This window comes from Pseudoalteromonas sp. KJ63-1 (assembly GCF_055808145.1).
The window spans coordinates 2,418,180-2,434,629 of sequence record NZ_CM147855.1; the positions used below are offsets into that span (position 1 = coordinate 2,418,180).

Sequence of the window (16,450 nt, forward strand, 5' to 3'; positions counted from 1 at the left end):
TTGTTTTATTAATCAAATTGTAAGCCAGTTGGATTTGGATGCAAGTAATAGCGGCGATTTTTTGACATTAACGCCAAAAAACAGACACCCACCCTATAAAGCCAATACTTTATAACTAATAAATATTTAACTATTTATAACGGACTACCCACTTAAGATGAATTACCTAACACATTTTTGCCACTAGTAATGATACGATTTCACACAGAAGAAACTCATAAAAACTGCTATTATTACTTAAAGGTGTGACTGTTTTGGCCGATAAGTAATAGTCAAACTTATGTTGGAACTAAACTTGCTTATGGTTCTACACATACAATTAAAATTTGAGGAATTACCTATGGCGCATGCATCAATCAACAAATACCGTCAAATAACAGTTAGCAGCGTTAAAGAAATGACGCCTTATGATCAAGTCAAACTCGTGTTTGTGAATATTGTTGGCAAACTTTCTGCTGCAAAGGGATTTATTGAACGCAAAGAGTTAGAAAAAAAGGCAACGCAATCTCTGATTGTATTGTGCTACTTGGTGCGTTGCAGCAAGTATTAAATTTTGAACATAATAATGAAGTATCAACTAACTTAGACTCTTTATATGATTATTGTCAGCGATGCTTACTAACCGCAAACCTTGAGAACGATATAGAAAAAATTGATGAAGTAATTACCTTGATCAAGGAAATAAAATCAGGTTGGGAAGCAATTCCATTTGAACAAAGAGAACCACAACTATAATGTCTTTAAAGCGGGTTACAAGCTCACAAGTTAAAGATAGTGAGACTAGAGCATATTGCAATGATCTAGTAAGTTTGATTGCTGACTCAGAAGATTGGGATATTGAGCAAGCGCTGAATATTCATAATAAACTTGATATTCACATAAGTAGCTCACTTTCTAGAGAAAAAACTCATTATTCAGCTACTGAACTTGAGTTTTTAATTAACCTAATAGAACAGCTATCTGTTAAAATAGATAATCAAAAGCAACTATTAGCGGTTAAAATAGTTGGTAATCAAAAAAATAAAAAAGCTGTAAATAAGTATAAATCTAACTTTTAAAATAGATTTGGCAATATTAGGCTGGTTAGCTGTGGAGAAAATCACATGTTTGATGGAAAAGTAGTTTTAATAACAGGTGGAACAGGATCGTTCGGTAAAAAGTATGTAAAAACATTATTAGAACGGTACAGCCCCAAAAAAATTATTATCTTTTCTCGTGACGAGCTAAAGCAGTTTGAAATGCAGCAAGATTTTGATCAGCCTTGCATGCGCTACTTTATTGGCGATGTTCGAGATAAAGAACGACTAAATCGCGCAATGCGTGGCGTTGATTACGTTATCCATGCTGCAGCCCTTAAGCAGGTACCTGCCGCTGAATACAACCCAATGGAATGTATAAAAACCAACATAAATGGCGCAGAAAACGTCATTAATGCAGCACTTGATAATAACGTTGAAAAAGTCATAGCTCTCTCTACGGATAAAGCAGCCAATCCTATTAATCTATACGGTGCTACTAAATTGGCCTCAGATAAATTATTTGTAGCGGCAAACAATATTGCTGGCGGCCATAAAACCACTTTTTCAGTGGTGCGCTACGGTAATGTAGTATGTTCGCGAGGTTCAGTTGTGCCTATTTTCCAAAAGTTTATTAATGAAGGTCGTGATCATATTCCTATCACTCATGATGAAATGACCCGTTTTTGGATAAGCCTTCAACAAGGCGTTGATTTTGTTTTAACAAATTTCGCGCGCATGTTGGGTGGTGAAATTTTCGTACCTAAGATTCCATCAATTCGCATTACTGACCTAGCAAAAGCAATGGCTCCTGAATTACCTATTAAAATTATTGGTATTCGCCCAGGCGAGAAACTTCATGAGGTTATGTGCCCTGCCGATCTGTGTTTTGAAACCTATGAATATAACGATCACTTTGTTATCGCACCAGGCATTAAATTTAGCAGTCGTAGTAATGACTTTACAGTAAATGCGCTTGATGAAAAGGGAGTGAAAGTGAAGCAAGGCTTTGAATATAACTCTTTAAACAACCCTCATTACATGACGATTGAAGAAATTGAAGCCTTCAACATTGAAGCATTAGTTTAAAAGTTATTACTCCATGATCCCTTACGGCAAACAAGCTATTTCTCAACAAGACATTGACGCAGTAGTTGATGTCTTAAAATCCGACTGGTTAACGCAAGGCCCTAAAGTCCCCGCTTTTGAGCAAGCCATTGCGAAATATTGTGGCAGCACCTATGCATGTGCAACAAACAGTGCCACATCGGCATTGCACATTGCATGTTTAGCGTTAAATGTAGGGAAAGACGATATTGTATGGACCTCCCCTATTTCGTTCGTTGCTTCTGCAAATTGTGCACTTTACTGTGGTGCTCAAATAGATTTTGTGGATATTGATGTAGCAACAGGGAATATGTGCACTAATGAGTTAGAGAAAAAACTTATTATTGCTAAAGAAAATAATCGTTTACCCAAGGTCGTCATCCCAGTTCACCTGGCAGGTCAATCATGTGATATGCAGGCTATATATCAACTTGCAGTTGAATATGGCTTTAAGGTTATTGAAGATGCTTCACATGCTATTGGTGCAAAATATTTAGGCAGCCCAGTGGGCAGTTGTGAGTTTTCAGATATTTGCGTATTTAGCTTTCATCCAGTCAAGATAATCACCTCAGCTGAAGGAGGCATGGCGGTAACAAACAATAAACAACTTGCTAAAAGAATGGAGCGTTTACGTAGCCATGGAATTACAGCCAACCCGAGTGAAATGACCGAACCAAGTCATGGCCCTTGGTACTATCAGCAAATTGAACTCGGCTTTAATTATAGAATGACTGAGTTGCAAGCGGCATTAGGCCTTAGCCAGCTTTCAAAGCTCGATGAATTTGTTACAAAGCGCAACCAGCTGGCTAAAGTCTATTCTAGCAAATTAAAAGACTTGCCTATTAATCATTTAACTCAATCACAACAAAGCTACTCTAGTTACCATTTATATATTTTAACCTTCTCTGGTGACGCAGTTGTAAAACATGAGTCTCTTATCTGTAGTTTAAGAGAGCGAGGCATAACGAGTCATTTGCATTATATTCCAATTCATATACAACCTTATTATAAAGAGCTTGGCTTTAAGGCAAATGACTTTCCAAATGCAATAAAATATTACAGTTGCGCTCTCACTATACCTTTGCATCCTGAATTAACTAATTCAGAACAAAATTTCATAATAGAAACACTAGCCGAACAACTATGAAAATCGCTTTAGGAACCGCCCAATTTGGTTTAGATTATGGCATTAGTAATACTGTCGGACAGGTTAAAACTGATGAGGTTAAACGAATACTCAGCCTCGCACTAGACGCTGGTATAACAGTTGTTGATACGGCATCGGCTTATGGTAGTAGCGAGAGTAATATTGGTCAATCGGGTTTAAGCCAAGCTTTATCTATTGTTACTAAAGTATCAGGTGAAAATATTCACGCGCAGGTAGAAAAAAGCTTAAAAAATCTGAACTGTGAGTCAATTGATGCAGTGTTATTTCATAATTGTGAGTTGCTTTTAAGCAGTTCAGGGGAAGACTATTTTTCGCAGCTAGAGCAGTTAAAAGCCAAAGGCATAGTTAAGCGAATAGGCGTTTCTGTTTATAACCCTAAAGAGCTTGAATTACTTAGTGAAAGGTTTAATTTAGATCTGGTTCAAGCTCCTGTAAATTGGTTAGATCAACGTTTTATACAACCTGAAATCATCGATAAGCTAATAGAAAAAAATATAAAGCTTCACGCTCGCTCGATATTTTTACAAGGGCTTTTATTAGAGCCAATGATTCAAAATAACGCTTATTTTTCACAGTTTGATAATGAGTTTTCTCAGTATAATCGTGTTATTAATGAATTAGGCTGCAATCGGCTAACTTTCGCATTAGCAATTATTGCGCAAAAAGCCCCTCATATCGAAAATGCAATTATAGGATGTTGCTCACAAGAACAGTTAACACAATTAATAGACAGCTACTGCGTCGCAAAAAAGCTTACACTCCCCTCGGATGACGTTTTAGCCTCTTTAGCTTCAAGTAATTTAGCATTAATCAATCCATCGCAATGGCTTGGTTAATTAAGCGCTAGGATTAAAAATATGATAAATGCTTTCATGCAAGCTAGGACAGGATCAACACGCTTACCTAATAAAGTTTTAAAGAACCTCCAAGGTTTACCTATGTTTATTCAACAAGCTAAGCGTGTACAACGAGCAAAATTAGTAGACAACCTAGTTATTGTCACGAGTACTGATAAAAGTGACGATATTATTCAGCAGTTATGCAATGAGAATAATTTATTATGCTTTAGAGGAAGTTTAAGTAATGTTCTCAGCCGGTACTTTCATGCTGAACTCAATTACCCTTGTGATGCTATCGTTAGAATAACAGCTGACTGCCCAGTGATTGACCCTGAGCTCATGGACTATGTCATTAATAGTCATTTAAAAAACAACAATGATTATACTTCAAACTGCTTAGTAGCCACATACCCTGATGGTCTCGATATTGAAGTTATCAGTAAGAAGGCCTTACATAACGCTTATAAATATGCAGAAAAGCCTTCTGAGTTAGAACACGTAACACCTTATATAACAAGCCACCCTGATAAGTATAAGTTACAGAATATCCAAAGTGAGCAAGACCTGTCTGCCTATAGATGGACCGTTGACGAACCCAAAGACTTTGAGTTGATTTCATCAATATATGAAAATTTATATGTAAAAAAGCCTAATTTTAATTATCAAGATATACTGGAATTGTTATCGCATAAACCAGAGCTGAACTTATTAAACTCCCAAATTGCTCGAAATGAGGGAATGGTTAAATCATTAAAACAAGATAAAGAAGAAGGCTATGAATAATTACACTAATTCAGCGGAGTGGCTACATAGAGCTGAAAAAACCATTCCTCTAGGTTCCCAAACTTTTAGTAAGAGTAGAATTGCGTTCCCACAAAATGCAGCACCTTTATTTATTGAACGAGGTTTAGGTTCTAAAGTGTGGGATGCAGACAATAATGAGTATATTGACTTTGTGAGTGGCTTACTTTCTGTTTCTTTAGGCTACTGTGATGCTGATGTAAATCAAGCTGTTATAGACCAGCTTAGCTCAGGGATCACTTTCTCCCTTCCTCATAGATTAGAAATGGAAGTCGCCGAAGAACTCACAAAGCTAATACCTTGCGCTGAAATGGTGCGTTTCGGTAAAAATGGCAGTGACGCAACATCTGCTGCTATTCGGCTAGCAAGAGCTTATACAAAAAGAGAGCATGTTGCTGTCTGTGGTTATCATGGTTGGCAAGATTGGTATATTGGCTCGACAACCAGAAATTTAGGTGTCCCTGAATGTGTTAGAGCGCTTACCCATGCGTTTACATACAATGATCTTAGCTCATTAGAAAGGCTCTTTACTGAATACCCTGAACAGCTTGCAGCTGTAATTATGGAGCCAATGAATGTCTCCTTTCCAGAAACGGGATTTCTTCAAGGAGTACAAGCACTTTGTAAAAAACATGGCTCTGTACTAATTTTTGACGAAACAATTACCGGTTTTCGGTTTGATCTACATGGTGCTCAAGGCTTATTTAATATTACACCCGACCTAGCAACCTTTGGCAAAGGCATGGCAAACGGATTCCCTATTTCAGCTATTGTTGGAAAGAAAGAAATAATGTCATTGATGGAAGACATTTTCTTCTCCGGCACCTTTGCGGGCGAAACCATGTCTTTAGTTGCTACAAAAACAACATTAAAAAAAATGCAGCAAGAAAGAGTACTGACACATATTCACACTTTGGGTGAAAAATTAATTTGTGAGCTTAATAAATTAATAGAAAAACACGATGTAAAAGATTGGCTGAGCACTGCGGGTCATCCGTCATGGTCTTTTATTGTTATTAAAGACACTCATAAATACTCCTCATTGGAGCTAAAATCTTTATTTATTCAAGAGATGTGCACTAGAGGTATTTTAATTGGTGGTAGTCATAACCTTAGCTTTGCCCATACACATGATGATATAGAGAAATTACTTAATGCATACGATGAAGTTATTTTTATTTTAAAAAATACAATAGAAACGCAAAATTTGTATGATATTTTTAAAGGTAAACTATTAGAGCCGGTTTTTAAGGTAAGATAATGCAATTAGCCATAAGGACAGATGCCAACGAGTTAATCGGTGCTGGCCATTTGATGCGCTGTTTAGAGTTAGCAAACACTTTAGTCGAAAAAAATATACAAATTAGATTCATTGTAAAAGAATCTGCTTTAGCGAAGTCTTTACTAAAGAGCCAGTTAGTTAGTTATTTAAAAGTATCTACAGCAAATAATGGACTTGAAGAAACCAATCAAATACTTAAACAATATAATATAAAAAGTATTTTAATTGACCATTATGAAATCGACATTAAGTGGGAAGAAAAAGTAGTCGCTGACAATGTAATTATAATTGATGATCTAGCTGATAGAGCACATCTTTGTGATTTATTAATTGATACGTCATCAGAGTCTAGGCTAAGCGCTTATAAAAAGCTTGTGCCTAAACACTCTAAGCTTTTACTTGGTCCCCAATTCGCAATTATTAGAGACGAGTTTTTGATCAGCCAGCAAACGAATGAAAACAGCTATAGTATTTTTATTTGTTTTGGTGCTTCAGATCCTAATAACTACAGCCTCCATTCACTCATATATCTAAATTCTGTCGAATATAAAGGTGTTATTTGCTTGATAACTGGACAAGGTTATTACTATAAAGAAGAACTCAAAATGTTTTTAGAACAGACAGAGCTTACAATTTCATGGCATCATGCCCCCACTGATTTAGCAAAACTGATGCAATTATCAAAGGTGATTATTACTGCTCCAGGGACAATGCTGCTAGAAGCGGCTGTTATGGGTAAACCCATAATTATGATTAAAACAGCAAATAACCAAGATGGTAATATAAGCTTATTTCAATATAAAGACTCTGCAATTCTAGCAACAATTCCAAAATTAGCTCAATCAATTGCACTAGTTGAAAAAATGAAAGATAAGCTGACTTCGAATGCAAAAAAGATATGCGATGGAAAGGGCAAATATAAAATAGCCAACTTTATTCACACCACACTAGAGAATAATATATGAAAATAGCTATTATTATCGCTCACCCAGATGACGAAACTCTCGGCTGTGGTGCAACGATAGCAAAACATGTTAAGCAAGGCGATGAGGTCTATATATTAGCACTTTCTAACGGCGTAAGTTCTCGCATAAAACATAACACTACTGATATAGAGAATAGACGCACAGCATTTTTTAAAGCAACTAATTGCCTTGGTGTAAAACAAGAAAACTTAACTTTACTTGATTTCCCTGATAACCAGTTTGACACGGTTCCACTTTTGGAGATTACTCAAGCCATAGAGTCATTTTTGTCTGGAAAGTTTATTACGCGTATTTATACTCACTTCTTTGGCGATTTAAATATTGATCATCGAATAACGCATGATGCTGTATTAACTGCTTGCAGACCACAACCAAAACAATCTGTTAAGCAAATTTTTTGCTTGGAAACAGTTTCTAGTACTGAATGGGCAAGCCATAGTTTTAGTGCTTTTAAGCCAAATTATTATAATTCGATCGAAGATGAATTCAGTTTAAAAATAAGTGCACTATCAGTTTACCAAGAAGAGATGCATGAAGCCCCCCATACTCGTAGTATTGATAATATAAATGCAATAGCTAAATTTAGAGGTATGAGTGTGGGAATAGCACTTGCAGAAGCGTTCTACATTGAGCGTTTTATAGATTGTTAACTAGAATTAAAATAAAATTTAAATAAGTTGAAAACATATGTCCAGTTCTTTTGATTCAATATGGGAAGATATCTATTCAAAAGGGAATCATTTAAATCTCTACCCTTTTGATGCCGTTGTATCGTTTTTATTTAATAAACAACTTAGAAATATCCCAAGAAGTCAGCAAAATGTGATTGAGGTTGGATGCGGTGCTGGTAATAACCTATGGTTTGCTGCCAGAGAGGGATTCAATGTATCTGGAATAGATGCAAGTACTAGTGCCATAAATTTTGCAAAACATAGATTCAAGCAAGAGAAACTACTAGGTAACTTTGACGTTGGAAACTTTATTGAGCTTCCTTATGAGAGTTGTTTTTTCAATTTTGCAATTGATAGATGCGCTATTACACATACCGACCGATCGAGTATATACAAAGCGGTGGATGAAATTTACAGAGTATTAAAAAATGAAGGGCTATTTTTGTTTTGTGCTTTCGCTGATTCTCATTCAAGCGCTTCTAATGGAATCTATAATAAAAAAAGCGAAACAATTGAAAATATAATGGCAGGTACTCTTACCAATGTAGGCCAGGTAAGTTTTTTAACATTTAGTGATATCAGCGATTTATTCCAAAGCCCGAAGTGGGAAATCATTCAATTAAATTTGGTTGAGTCAACTGATTTGAAACAACCAGCTAATAACATTCAAGCTGAGTGGCGAGTTATAATCAAAAAGGTTCAAATATGACAATTAAGATTGGCAAAAAAAACATTTTTAAAGCAGGTGACCCTTTCATAATAGCTGAAGCTGGTATAAATCATAACGGTGATATAAACATAGCAAAAAAAATGATACTTGCAGCCAAAGGAGCTGGATGCGATGCAGTAAAATTTCAAACATTTAAAGCATCTGAGTTTTGTGGAGATCCACAGCAAATGTTTACGTACACTTCTCAAGGTAAAGAAGTTACTGAGTCCATGCTGAGTATGTTTAGCCGCTATGAATTCACCAAAGAGCAATGGCAAGAGCTTAAAAAATACTGTGATGAAAACTCAATTTGCTTTCTTTCAACACCACAAAACGTTAGTGATTTAGAGCTACTTCTGTCAATTGGTATTAATGCGATAAAGGTTGGTTCAGATGATTTTACAAACATACCTTTACTTAAAGAATATAAAAAAGCAAACCTTCCAATGATTTTATCATGTGGGATGGCTAATTTAGCAGATGTATACTATGCACTAGAGGCAATTGATGCCATTCATGATCCTTCTGTTAAAGTCATTCTATGTCTATGTACTTCACAATATCCAACACCACCAAATGATGTAAACTTAAATAAATTACATACTTTAGAAAGTGCTTTTCCAAATATCATTAAAGGGTTTTCTGATCATACTCAGGGGCCATTAGCTTCTTCTTTGGCGGTTGCATTTGGTGCAGTGGTATTTGAAAAGCACTTTACATTAGACAATGACTACCCAGGTCCAGACCATTGGTTTTCGGAAAACCCAGAAAGCTTGGAGCATTGGTGCCAATCAATCCGTACAGCTCATATAATGCTGGGAAGTTCATTAGTTGCACCAACCAAATCAGAGCAAGAAATGAAAAGTCTTGCTAGGCGTTCAGTTGTTGCATTAAAAGATATTAAAAATGGCGAATTACTAACAATAGATAATATCGGATTGAGACGCCCTGGTAACGGCTTGCCTCCATCCACTTTTGATAAGATAGTGGGTCTTAAAGCGACTAAAAATATACTAAAAACAGAACTTATTGAATTTGGAGACTTTAGTAATGTTTAAAAAAATGTTCGCTAAACTTTTTTCTGAGCATACTCATATAAAAAGAAACAAGTTCCACCCTTTAACATGGATAAATGGCGAGCCAATTATTGGTAAAAATGTATATATCGGAGGATTTTCTGAAGTTAATGCAACCAAAACAAAGGTTAAGATTGGTGATAATTGTGATATTGCCTCATTTGTATCAATTAACTCGGCTGACTCACATAAACTTTGTATTGGAATCGAGAAAGAAATAGAAAGAAAACCAATAGAAATAGGTAACAATGTTTTTATTGGCTCTCATTGCGTTATTAAAGGGGGGCCATCGTGGGTCATCATAGTGTTATAGCTGCAGGAACTATTGTTGAACCTGGAGAATATCCTCCATACTCATTAATAATTGGTAATCCTATGACGGTTAAAGAATACTATTATAAAGACAAACTAAAAATCGTATGATCCCTCATAATAAATTATCGTTCAGTAAAAATGAAAAATGCTACGTCAATGACGCACTCGATTCTCGTCAACTTTCTAATGGCTCATATACAGAGAGATTTGAAAATGGAATTTGTGATTTATTAGGGCTACCAAATGGACATGCCGTTGCGGTTACAAGTGGCTCTGCTGCACTATTTATCGCATTACAGGCACTTGATGCACAAAATAAAAAAGTAGCTATACCGTCATTTGTGTGCAGCTCACTAAGAAACGCATGCATCTTAAGTAATAGCCTAGTTCATGTTTGTGATATTGAAGGTGACTCGTTAAAGATTGATCAAAAAGAATTAACAGACAGCCAAAGCGATATACTTATAAATCCCTATTTATTTGGAATTTCGAACCCTCTTCCAGATTTTAAAGGCAGCATAATAGAGGATTGCGCTCAGTCTCTAGGCGCAAAATTTAGGGATAAAAGTCTGGGTACAATAGGAGATATAGGTATTTTATCTTTCTATGCAACTAAACTAATTACCTCTGGCGGCCAAGGTGGAATGTTAGTTTCTAAGAATAAAGATTTAATAGACTTTTCAAGAGATTTTATAAACTTTGATATGCGTAAAGATGCTTCATTTCGTTTCAACTTTTCAATAACAGAAATACAAGCTGCAGTTGGACTAGCACAACTTGAAGAATTTCCTGAGTTTTTACAAAAAAGAAATGAAATTTGGGATATATATCATTCCATGGGCTTAAATTTAATTGAATCCCCAAATAAAGGAAGTGTACGCTATAGAGCCGTTGTAAAAACGCCTGATGCAAGTAAACTAATAAAACACCTACATAATAATAAAATAGGTGCAATTGTGCCTATAGAAGAGTGGGAGCTGCTAAGTAAAACGACCAGTAACGCAATAAAACTGAGTAATTCAACTGTTTCCATTCCTTTATACCCAACACTATCAAAAAACGATGCTTGTAAAATTGCGAGTGTTATCGGAGAGTTTAATGAAAATATCTATTAATCAGCCAGCTTACCTGCCATGGCTAGGTTACTTCGATAGAATTGAGAAAAGTGATCTCCACGTAGTTTTAGATCATGTCCAGTTTGAAAAAAACTCAATGGTAAATCGCAACAAAATAAACAGCGTTAATAATCCGATTTTATTAACCGTTCCAGTGTCTACAAAGGGGAAATTCGGTAATCTTGAAATAAATACTATTGAAATCGATCAGATTATTCAGTGGCAGAAAAAACACTGGAAAACAATTTTGCTTAGCTACAGTAAAGCGCCATTTTTCTGTAAATATAAAGACGAATTGGAACTTATCTATAGAAAGAAATATACCAAGCTTAATGATTTGCTTAAAGACCAGCTAACATTTTTCTTGAACGCTCTTCGTATCAAAACCCCAATATTATTTAGTTCATCTCTTGATCTAAAAGAGTCTAAATCAGACTTAATACTTGAAATTTGTATCAAAACCAACGCATTTCATTATATTTCAGGGCCTTATGGAAGAGATTATATTGAACTAGAAAAATTTTATGAAAACAATATCTCAGTTTCTTTCCATGATTATAATCACCCAAACTACACCCAGTTAAGTAAAGTTTTTAATTCTAACCTAAGTATATTAGATCTGATAATGAATCATGGTGATAACAGCCTTGCTATATTATCTAATAATACCTAGTGAGGCTTTTCTAATACTACGTGATATTCTGCATGGATAGACTTCATATTTTCGTGCAGTTTTTCTTTGGTTAGTAATTCAATATCAAGAATATTCCATTTATTGCCTATAACTTCGTAAATTTGTTTCTCATCAAAAAAACAGATTTGTTCAATTCCCTGCAAACTTCCTGCGTCAATATTACTAACTAACCGTGTTTCTTCATTGTAAATTCCACTCAAAGCGCTTGTATGTGTTCGAGCATAAGGTGAAAAAATAAAACGACCACCAGGTTTTAAAGCTCGAAAAATATCATCAAATGCATTTGTAATCTCAGTAAAGCTCGCACATGTTAGAGATCCCCTGTCCAAAACTAGATGAAAGGTCGAATCTGTCCAAGGTATTTTAGTAAAATCCCCACACCTGAACTCTCCAGTAAGGTTTTCTGCTTGAAATCGCTCTTCACACTTTTGAATTGCATGTGATGAGTAGTCAAGGCCATAAACATTAAATCCTTCCCTAGCACAAAACCAGAGGTTACAGGCTGTACCGCAACCTAACTCTAATATATTCGTTTTACTAGCTTCTATATTGGGTTTGAAATTATAAACAAAACTCACTATATAATCCCATGGATAACGGTTTTCTTGCCCATCTTGATATACGCTATTCCAAAATCTATTATCAGCAGTCATACTTTAATTCCTTTAATATAGTATCTGATATATCCGTTAGTGATGTTTTTAACGGATCAATAAAAAATAAATTAGGCATTTTATTACTTAAGTCTATTTTAAGTTGCTCATAAACTGGACTGTAACCAATTAATGGAAGGTTGAATGTTTTAGGTGCTTTTAAAACTTTAAAGATTTCAGGTAATTCTCCACTACACACATTAAGATCACAAACTTCTTGCCAAATACTCTCAAGATACAATTCGGGGTTATCCCATATAGCCGAACCTAATGATGTAGGGATTTCACAGCAAATATATGTTTTGTCATTGATTATTTGGCCGCTATAAAGGCCCGCTGTTGAAGCTCTAAAAATATAAGTATCCGTACTATGATTATGAATGTAAGTATAAGGGCCTAAGTTTTTAACTGGTACCTCAAAATATACTAGTACCATAGGTAAAGAATAAACATAATCATGGATGACATCTCGGGCGAGCAATTTGTTTTCTAAAGAAGCAACATCTGCAGACCACACTAATCGTTCAAAAGATAATGTTAAACCTTTTTTGGTCACAAGTGAGTTATCTAAAACGGAATCTATCTCATCTGAATAGATTATCTCCACACCATTTCTGATTAAAAAATCTTCTGCCTGCTCGCTAAAACTAGACATTCCACCCACTTTCGGATAAAAGTTTCTATAATTATAGTCCTTTGCAGCCTCAGAATAGTACTTCATAGGGTCTGAATGGCTAAAAACAGCAAGCCGTTCATCATAAAATGGGTCTTCTTTTAAGCTGATTGATATATCTTCGTTAAAAACTTTAACCCGCTCAAAAAACAATATATCCTTTGCCTGTGAGGATAATAGATTAGGATCAATACCTAACTTTTTATCTGCTGCTTTGCAAAGTAATTCTCCAGCGGTTTTCCCAAATCTATGATGTAAATACTCTTTTAGCGTTTCTGACTCTTGTAACGGTAGAGACTTTAAATTTTTAATCTCATCACTTATTTGAGCCTTTAAACTCTCTTCATGAGATAAATCAGGTACCGTGTAGTTCTTACTCCAATGATTATTTGTCACACCCGCATATAAAACATCGATAGGCTTAACATTACTACCTAATATATCGAATAAAAAGCGCGTAATATCACTGTTGCTATTGTCGAATATTTGGCACCCCAAATCTAAATTATATCCATTCCATTTTATCCCTTTTAAATGACCTCCTAAAGCCGAACCAGATTCGATTATAGTGACTTCTTGATTATATTTTAAAAGTATTACCGCAGTAATAATTCCTTTGAACCCGCCACCAATAATGATCCACTTCATTAGCTCAATTCCTTAAAATCAATGTATACTCTAAATTAACATAAAACAGTATTTTACTATAAAAATATAGCACTTTAGAAAAGTAATATGCAGAGAAACCCTATGAAATTAACTAACGATAATAATCAATTAATTTATTTAAGTTCATTAACTTTAGAAGATGTTAGCCTTAATTATTTATCTTGGCTCAATAACCCTCAAGTAAATCAGTTTTTGGAAACAAGGTTTGAAACTCAGTCAATTGAGTCAATCAGTGATTACATTCAGAAATCTTTAAATACCAACAACGAATATTTATTTGCAATAAGAACTATTGAAGAAAGTGAGCACATAGGTAATATAAAACTCGGGCCTATCAATAATAACCACAAAATAGGCGATATCAGCTTGTTTATTGGTGATACTAACTTTTGGGGTAAAGGGGTTGCAGTCGAAGCAATCAATACAATTACCAAATTTGCGTTTGAGCAGTTAGACCTTTATAAAATAAGTGCTGGAGCGTATGCAGAAAATACAGCTAGTACCAAGGCTTTTATCAAAGCTGGTTATAAAAAAGATGGGATTAGAAAAAATCATTTTTTATTTCAAGATAAATATAGTGATTTGGTATATGTCTCGATAGAAAATAAAAAACTTAACGTCTAAATTTATAAACGTTAAGTTTTAAGAATCAAATTTTTGATGGTTTATTATAATTTTCAATAAATTCTAGGTAAATACCCTTCATATGCTCATTAAAGGCATCAACGCATGCATTTATGAACCCTGCACGCTTTTCTAAATCACTATAGTAGTAACTACTTGTCATTATATATGCTTGAAAGTACCTAAAAGAGCCCTGAATTAGCCAATACACTACGATATCGTCAGCGTTTCCATTTTTTAAGGTTAACAATGACTTATTTTGAATGTTGAATATATCTGCAAGCTCCTCTCTTGAGTTAAAGCTCACTGATGTATAAGCCAATAATTGCTCTAAAGCATATTTAGTTTTACTTTTTATCGCATCCATTTTCGATTCAATATTATATGGCGATAGTTGCTCCAAAGATGTCGCTTTATTTAATAAGGAAGCTATTTTATCTTGCTTATTAGCGATAGCTTTTATGTCATTAATATCTTTTATATGTTTAGGCTCTGTGTATCTAATAAAAGCACCATTCGCTGTGTTAAATACTTTAACATTCAAGTTTTTTTGGAGCAATAATTCTAAATTACCTTTTGATGAGTCAAATATAGGTGTTGTAAAAACCTCTTCGGTAAAGTTACCTTTAACAACAAATGCATCTTCAATACCTTTTTCAACTACTTTTTTATGCTTAAAATCATTATCAAAATATATGCTGTGTTTGGAATGGTGATGCTCTTTAGATTCAAAGCCCAAGTCAATACCAACTAAATATACATCCTCAAACCCTAATTCAATAGCTGTAGCAAGTGCTGTATTTGATACTGTAGGATTACTATAATCTGGGTAAGTAAACTGTTTTTTTGTATCTAATGCTCGAATAAGGCGACCGCCTGCATCATTTACCTTTGATAACAAATATGCACTTCTAAAACGTTTTAAAATATTATCGTATACGGTGTTCAGTGCAATAATATTTATTTCATCAAGTTTAGTTGTTAATCCAGAAGTACGATTAATCGACTCAATCCACTCTAGCAAACCTGCAGTTCGCTCCATTTCAATGTGAATATCAGGTTTAATATTATTACTAAGCAAAGCTCTTAATGCGGTACCACAAGAAATTATGATGATGTTATTTTGATTGGTTTTTAAAAACTCAATTGCGGAGTCCAAGGACGGTCCATTAGCAACAATATATACAGGATGATCACGCAAAGTGTTTTTTACTAATTCAGGCTTTTTCAACACTGGAAATTTTGCTTTTAGATTAGCTAAGGTATGGGATACACCAATAATTTCATCTTCAAAAATCCCCACCCCGCGGCCCAGCGATGTCCAATACCTCTAATACGTTCAACCGCCCTTTCCATTAATGGGCTATCATAATGCTTTAAAAACAGTACCTGACTGATATTAAAGTGTCCGTTTTCAAATAAAATCTTAGAGATTTCGTTAATTACACCGTCCTCACTGCCACCCACTCGTATTGAAAACTGCCCGCCATTAGCTGTGCATTTATCAAATAGTGGCTTTAACTCGATACAATGTAAAAGTGCATAGAAAGTATCTTTACTCGGCTCAAATAAGAGCACGTTTAGCACATCTTTTTTATTAAATAATTCTTCAATTTGGTAGCCTAATCCTCCCCCTAAAACACACACAAAATCTAGGCGTTTTTCCTCTGCTGGATTGTTAATTTTATTATCTGTTTCAGCTGTTCGTACGTTGTAAATTGATTTTAAAAGCGCTGCATGTTCAAAGACAATACTGTCGTCATCTTGATGTTGTATTATAAATTTAAAGTAAAGCGGCTCAGTTAAAAACTCAGCCACTTGTTTATGTGCAAAGTCTTTTGGGTTTTCTTGGTATACAAATTTATCTTTATTGTAAAGGTTTATATTACTTGCCTCATCAATAGCAACTCCAGTATCGCTTGGCGTGTAATCTTTAAATACATCATAAATAGCAGGCATTTGCTCTTTTAAAATAGCAAGATTAGCAAGCAGGGTTGCTTGCAACATCATTTTTGTTAATTCTTGTTGATTAGCGTCCAAATTTCACTCCGC

The 16,450-nt window shown here is 34.8% G+C and carries 20 protein-coding genes; 16 read left to right on the forward strand and 4 right to left on the reverse strand.

Features of this window, described 5'->3' with window-relative positions; all coding sequences use genetic code 11:
- Nucleotides 1–340: 340 nt before the first annotated feature.
- The 15 genes from AC0L7Q_RS11565 (at nt 341) to AC0L7Q_RS11635 (ending at nt 11,758) form a co-directional block, all read left to right on the forward strand.
- Nucleotides 341–550, forward strand: coding sequence for a hypothetical protein (locus AC0L7Q_RS11565; RefSeq protein ID WP_409423641.1), 210 nt, complete (start codon nt 341–343; stop codon nt 548–550).
- The gene (locus AC0L7Q_RS11570) at nt 520–735 is read left to right on the forward strand and encodes a flagellar export chaperone FliS (RefSeq protein ID WP_409423642.1); all 216 of its coding nucleotides are present in this window, start codon (nt 520–522) and stop codon (nt 733–735) included. Before AC0L7Q_RS11565 ends, AC0L7Q_RS11570 begins: the two co-directional genes overlap by 31 nt.
- A complete protein-coding gene (locus AC0L7Q_RS11575) occupies nt 735–1,058 on the forward strand; it encodes a hypothetical protein (RefSeq protein ID WP_178956419.1) in 324 nt (107 codons plus the stop codon). Before AC0L7Q_RS11570 ends, AC0L7Q_RS11575 begins: the two co-directional genes overlap by 1 nt.
- Before the next feature lie 45 nt (nt 1,059–1,103).
- Nucleotides 1,104–2,105 (forward strand): UDP-N-acetylglucosamine 4,6-dehydratase (inverting), encoded by a 1,002-nt coding sequence (gene pseB, locus AC0L7Q_RS11580; RefSeq protein ID WP_409423643.1) that lies wholly within the window; start codon nt 1,104–1,106, stop codon nt 2,103–2,105.
- A 13-nt stretch (nt 2,106–2,118) separates the two neighbouring features.
- Nucleotides 2,119–3,270 carry a UDP-4-amino-4,6-dideoxy-N-acetyl-beta-L-altrosamine transaminase gene (gene pseC, locus AC0L7Q_RS11585; RefSeq protein ID WP_409423644.1) on the forward strand — a complete coding sequence of 384 codons (1,152 nt, stop codon included), beginning with the start codon at nt 2,119–2,121 and terminating at the stop codon, nt 3,268–3,270.
- Nucleotides 3,267–4,127 carry an aldo/keto reductase gene (locus AC0L7Q_RS11590; protein ID WP_409423645.1) on the forward strand — a complete coding sequence of 287 codons (861 nt, stop codon included), beginning with the start codon at nt 3,267–3,269 and terminating at the stop codon, nt 4,125–4,127. The genes pseC and AC0L7Q_RS11590 overlap by 4 nt, the downstream gene beginning before the upstream one ends.
- 36 nt (nt 4,128–4,163) lie before the next feature.
- Complete coding sequence (locus AC0L7Q_RS11595) at nt 4,164–4,913, forward strand: cytidylyltransferase domain-containing protein (RefSeq protein ID WP_413402864.1); 750 nt, start codon at nt 4,164–4,166, stop codon at nt 4,911–4,913.
- Nucleotides 4,906–6,192: an aminotransferase class III-fold pyridoxal phosphate-dependent enzyme gene (locus AC0L7Q_RS11600; protein WP_409423647.1), complete on the forward strand. Its 1,287-nt coding sequence runs from the start codon at nt 4,906–4,908 to the stop codon at nt 6,190–6,192. The genes AC0L7Q_RS11595 and AC0L7Q_RS11600 overlap by 8 nt, the downstream gene beginning before the upstream one ends.
- On the forward strand, nt 6,192–7,178 hold the full coding sequence (pseG, locus tag AC0L7Q_RS11605) for a UDP-2,4-diacetamido-2,4,6-trideoxy-beta-L-altropyranose hydrolase (protein ID WP_409423648.1): 987 nt from the start codon (nt 6,192–6,194) through the stop codon (nt 7,176–7,178). The genes AC0L7Q_RS11600 and pseG overlap by 1 nt, the downstream gene beginning before the upstream one ends.
- Entirely contained in the window at nt 7,175–7,849 is a 675-nt protein-coding gene (locus tag AC0L7Q_RS11610) for a PIG-L deacetylase family protein (protein WP_409423649.1), read from the forward strand. Before pseG ends, AC0L7Q_RS11610 begins: the two co-directional genes overlap by 4 nt.
- A gap of 37 nt (nt 7,850–7,886) precedes the next feature.
- The gene (locus AC0L7Q_RS11615) at nt 7,887–8,579 is read left to right on the forward strand and encodes a class I SAM-dependent methyltransferase (RefSeq protein WP_409423650.1); all 693 of its coding nucleotides are present in this window, start codon (nt 7,887–7,889) and stop codon (nt 8,577–8,579) included.
- Nucleotides 8,576–9,637 (forward strand): N-acetylneuraminate synthase family protein, encoded by a 1,062-nt coding sequence (locus tag AC0L7Q_RS11620; protein ID WP_409423651.1) that lies wholly within the window; start codon nt 8,576–8,578, stop codon nt 9,635–9,637. The genes AC0L7Q_RS11615 and AC0L7Q_RS11620 overlap by 4 nt, the downstream gene beginning before the upstream one ends.
- Nucleotides 9,630–9,968: an acyltransferase gene (locus AC0L7Q_RS11625; protein WP_409423652.1), complete on the forward strand. Its 339-nt coding sequence runs from the start codon at nt 9,630–9,632 to the stop codon at nt 9,966–9,968. Before AC0L7Q_RS11620 ends, AC0L7Q_RS11625 begins: the two co-directional genes overlap by 8 nt.
- 106 nt (nt 9,969–10,074) lie before the next feature.
- Complete coding sequence (locus AC0L7Q_RS11630) at nt 10,075–11,085, forward strand: DegT/DnrJ/EryC1/StrS family aminotransferase (RefSeq protein ID WP_409423653.1); 1,011 nt, start codon at nt 10,075–10,077, stop codon at nt 11,083–11,085.
- Nucleotides 11,069–11,758, forward strand: a complete 690-nt coding sequence (locus AC0L7Q_RS11635; protein WP_409423654.1) for a WbqC family protein — start codon at nt 11,069–11,071, stop codon at nt 11,756–11,758. The genes AC0L7Q_RS11630 and AC0L7Q_RS11635 overlap by 17 nt, the downstream gene beginning before the upstream one ends.
- Here AC0L7Q_RS11635 and AC0L7Q_RS11640 read toward each other — a convergent pair.
- Both AC0L7Q_RS11640 and AC0L7Q_RS11645 read right to left on the reverse strand, forming a co-directional pair.
- Nucleotides 11,755–12,432, reverse strand: a complete 678-nt coding sequence (locus AC0L7Q_RS11640; protein ID WP_409423655.1) for a class I SAM-dependent methyltransferase — start codon at nt 12,430–12,432, stop codon at nt 11,755–11,757. The genes AC0L7Q_RS11635 and AC0L7Q_RS11640 overlap by 4 nt on opposite strands.
- The gene (locus AC0L7Q_RS11645; protein WP_409423656.1) at nt 12,422–13,753 is read right to left on the reverse strand and encodes an NAD(P)-binding protein; all 1,332 of its coding nucleotides are present in this window, start codon (nt 13,751–13,753) and stop codon (nt 12,422–12,424) included. The genes AC0L7Q_RS11640 and AC0L7Q_RS11645 overlap by 11 nt, the downstream gene beginning before the upstream one ends.
- Before the next feature lie 102 nt (nt 13,754–13,855).
- Between AC0L7Q_RS11645 and AC0L7Q_RS11650 the strand changes: the two genes are divergently transcribed.
- Nucleotides 13,856–14,398 carry a GNAT family N-acetyltransferase gene (locus AC0L7Q_RS11650; protein WP_409423657.1) on the forward strand — a complete coding sequence of 181 codons (543 nt, stop codon included), beginning with the start codon at nt 13,856–13,858 and terminating at the stop codon, nt 14,396–14,398.
- Between the two features lie 25 nt (nt 14,399–14,423).
- On the opposite strand, the gene AC0L7Q_RS11655 is transcribed toward AC0L7Q_RS11650, so the two are convergent.
- Together AC0L7Q_RS11655 and AC0L7Q_RS11660 are read right to left on the reverse strand one after the other, a co-directional pair.
- Nucleotides 14,424–15,701, reverse strand: coding sequence for a motility associated factor glycosyltransferase family protein (locus AC0L7Q_RS11655; RefSeq protein ID WP_409423658.1), 1,278 nt, complete (start codon nt 15,699–15,701; stop codon nt 14,424–14,426).
- Entirely contained in the window at nt 15,656–16,438 is a 783-nt protein-coding gene (locus AC0L7Q_RS11660) for a hypothetical protein (RefSeq protein ID WP_409423659.1), read from the reverse strand. Before AC0L7Q_RS11660 ends, AC0L7Q_RS11655 begins: the two co-directional genes overlap by 46 nt.
- Between the last annotated feature and the right edge of the window lie 12 nt (nt 16,439–16,450).

Excerpts from the sequence above, each read along its gene's own strand:
- AC0L7Q_RS11565 (WP_409423641.1), top strand. The coding sequence starts at position 341 with ATGGCGCATGCATCAATCAACAAATACCGTCAAATAACAGTTAGCAGC.
- AC0L7Q_RS11575 (WP_178956419.1), top strand. The coding sequence starts at position 735 with ATGTCTTTAAAGCGGGTTACAAGCTCACAAGTTAAAGATAGTGAGACT.
- pseB (WP_409423643.1), top strand. The coding sequence starts at position 1,104 with ATGTTTGATGGAAAAGTAGTTTTAATAACAGGTGGAACAGGATCGTTC.
- pseC (WP_409423644.1), top strand. The coding sequence starts at position 2,119 with ATGATCCCTTACGGCAAACAAGCTATTTCTCAACAAGACATTGACGCA.
- AC0L7Q_RS11590 (WP_409423645.1), top strand. The coding sequence starts at position 3,267 with ATGAAAATCGCTTTAGGAACCGCCCAATTTGGTTTAGATTATGGCATT.
- AC0L7Q_RS11595 (WP_413402864.1), top strand. The coding sequence starts at position 4,164 with ATGCAAGCTAGGACAGGATCAACACGCTTACCTAATAAAGTTTTAAAG.
- AC0L7Q_RS11600 (WP_409423647.1), top strand. The coding sequence starts at position 4,906 with ATGAATAATTACACTAATTCAGCGGAGTGGCTACATAGAGCTGAAAAA.
- pseG (WP_409423648.1), top strand. The coding sequence starts at position 6,192 with ATGCAATTAGCCATAAGGACAGATGCCAACGAGTTAATCGGTGCTGGC.
- AC0L7Q_RS11610 (WP_409423649.1), top strand. The coding sequence starts at position 7,175 with ATGAAAATAGCTATTATTATCGCTCACCCAGATGACGAAACTCTCGGC.
- AC0L7Q_RS11615 (WP_409423650.1), top strand. The coding sequence starts at position 7,887 with ATGTCCAGTTCTTTTGATTCAATATGGGAAGATATCTATTCAAAAGGG.
- AC0L7Q_RS11620 (WP_409423651.1), top strand. The coding sequence starts at position 8,576 with ATGACAATTAAGATTGGCAAAAAAAACATTTTTAAAGCAGGTGACCCT.
- AC0L7Q_RS11625 (WP_409423652.1), top strand. The coding sequence starts at position 9,630 with ATGTTTAAAAAAATGTTCGCTAAACTTTTTTCTGAGCATACTCATATA.
- AC0L7Q_RS11630 (WP_409423653.1), top strand. The coding sequence starts at position 10,075 with ATGATCCCTCATAATAAATTATCGTTCAGTAAAAATGAAAAATGCTAC.
- AC0L7Q_RS11635 (WP_409423654.1), top strand. The coding sequence starts at position 11,069 with ATGAAAATATCTATTAATCAGCCAGCTTACCTGCCATGGCTAGGTTAC.
- AC0L7Q_RS11640 (WP_409423655.1), bottom strand. The coding sequence starts at position 12,432 with ATGACTGCTGATAATAGATTTTGGAATAGCGTATATCAAGATGGGCAA.
- AC0L7Q_RS11645 (WP_409423656.1), bottom strand. The coding sequence starts at position 13,753 with ATGAAGTGGATCATTATTGGTGGCGGGTTCAAAGGAATTATTACTGCG.
- AC0L7Q_RS11650 (WP_409423657.1), top strand. The coding sequence starts at position 13,856 with ATGAAATTAACTAACGATAATAATCAATTAATTTATTTAAGTTCATTA.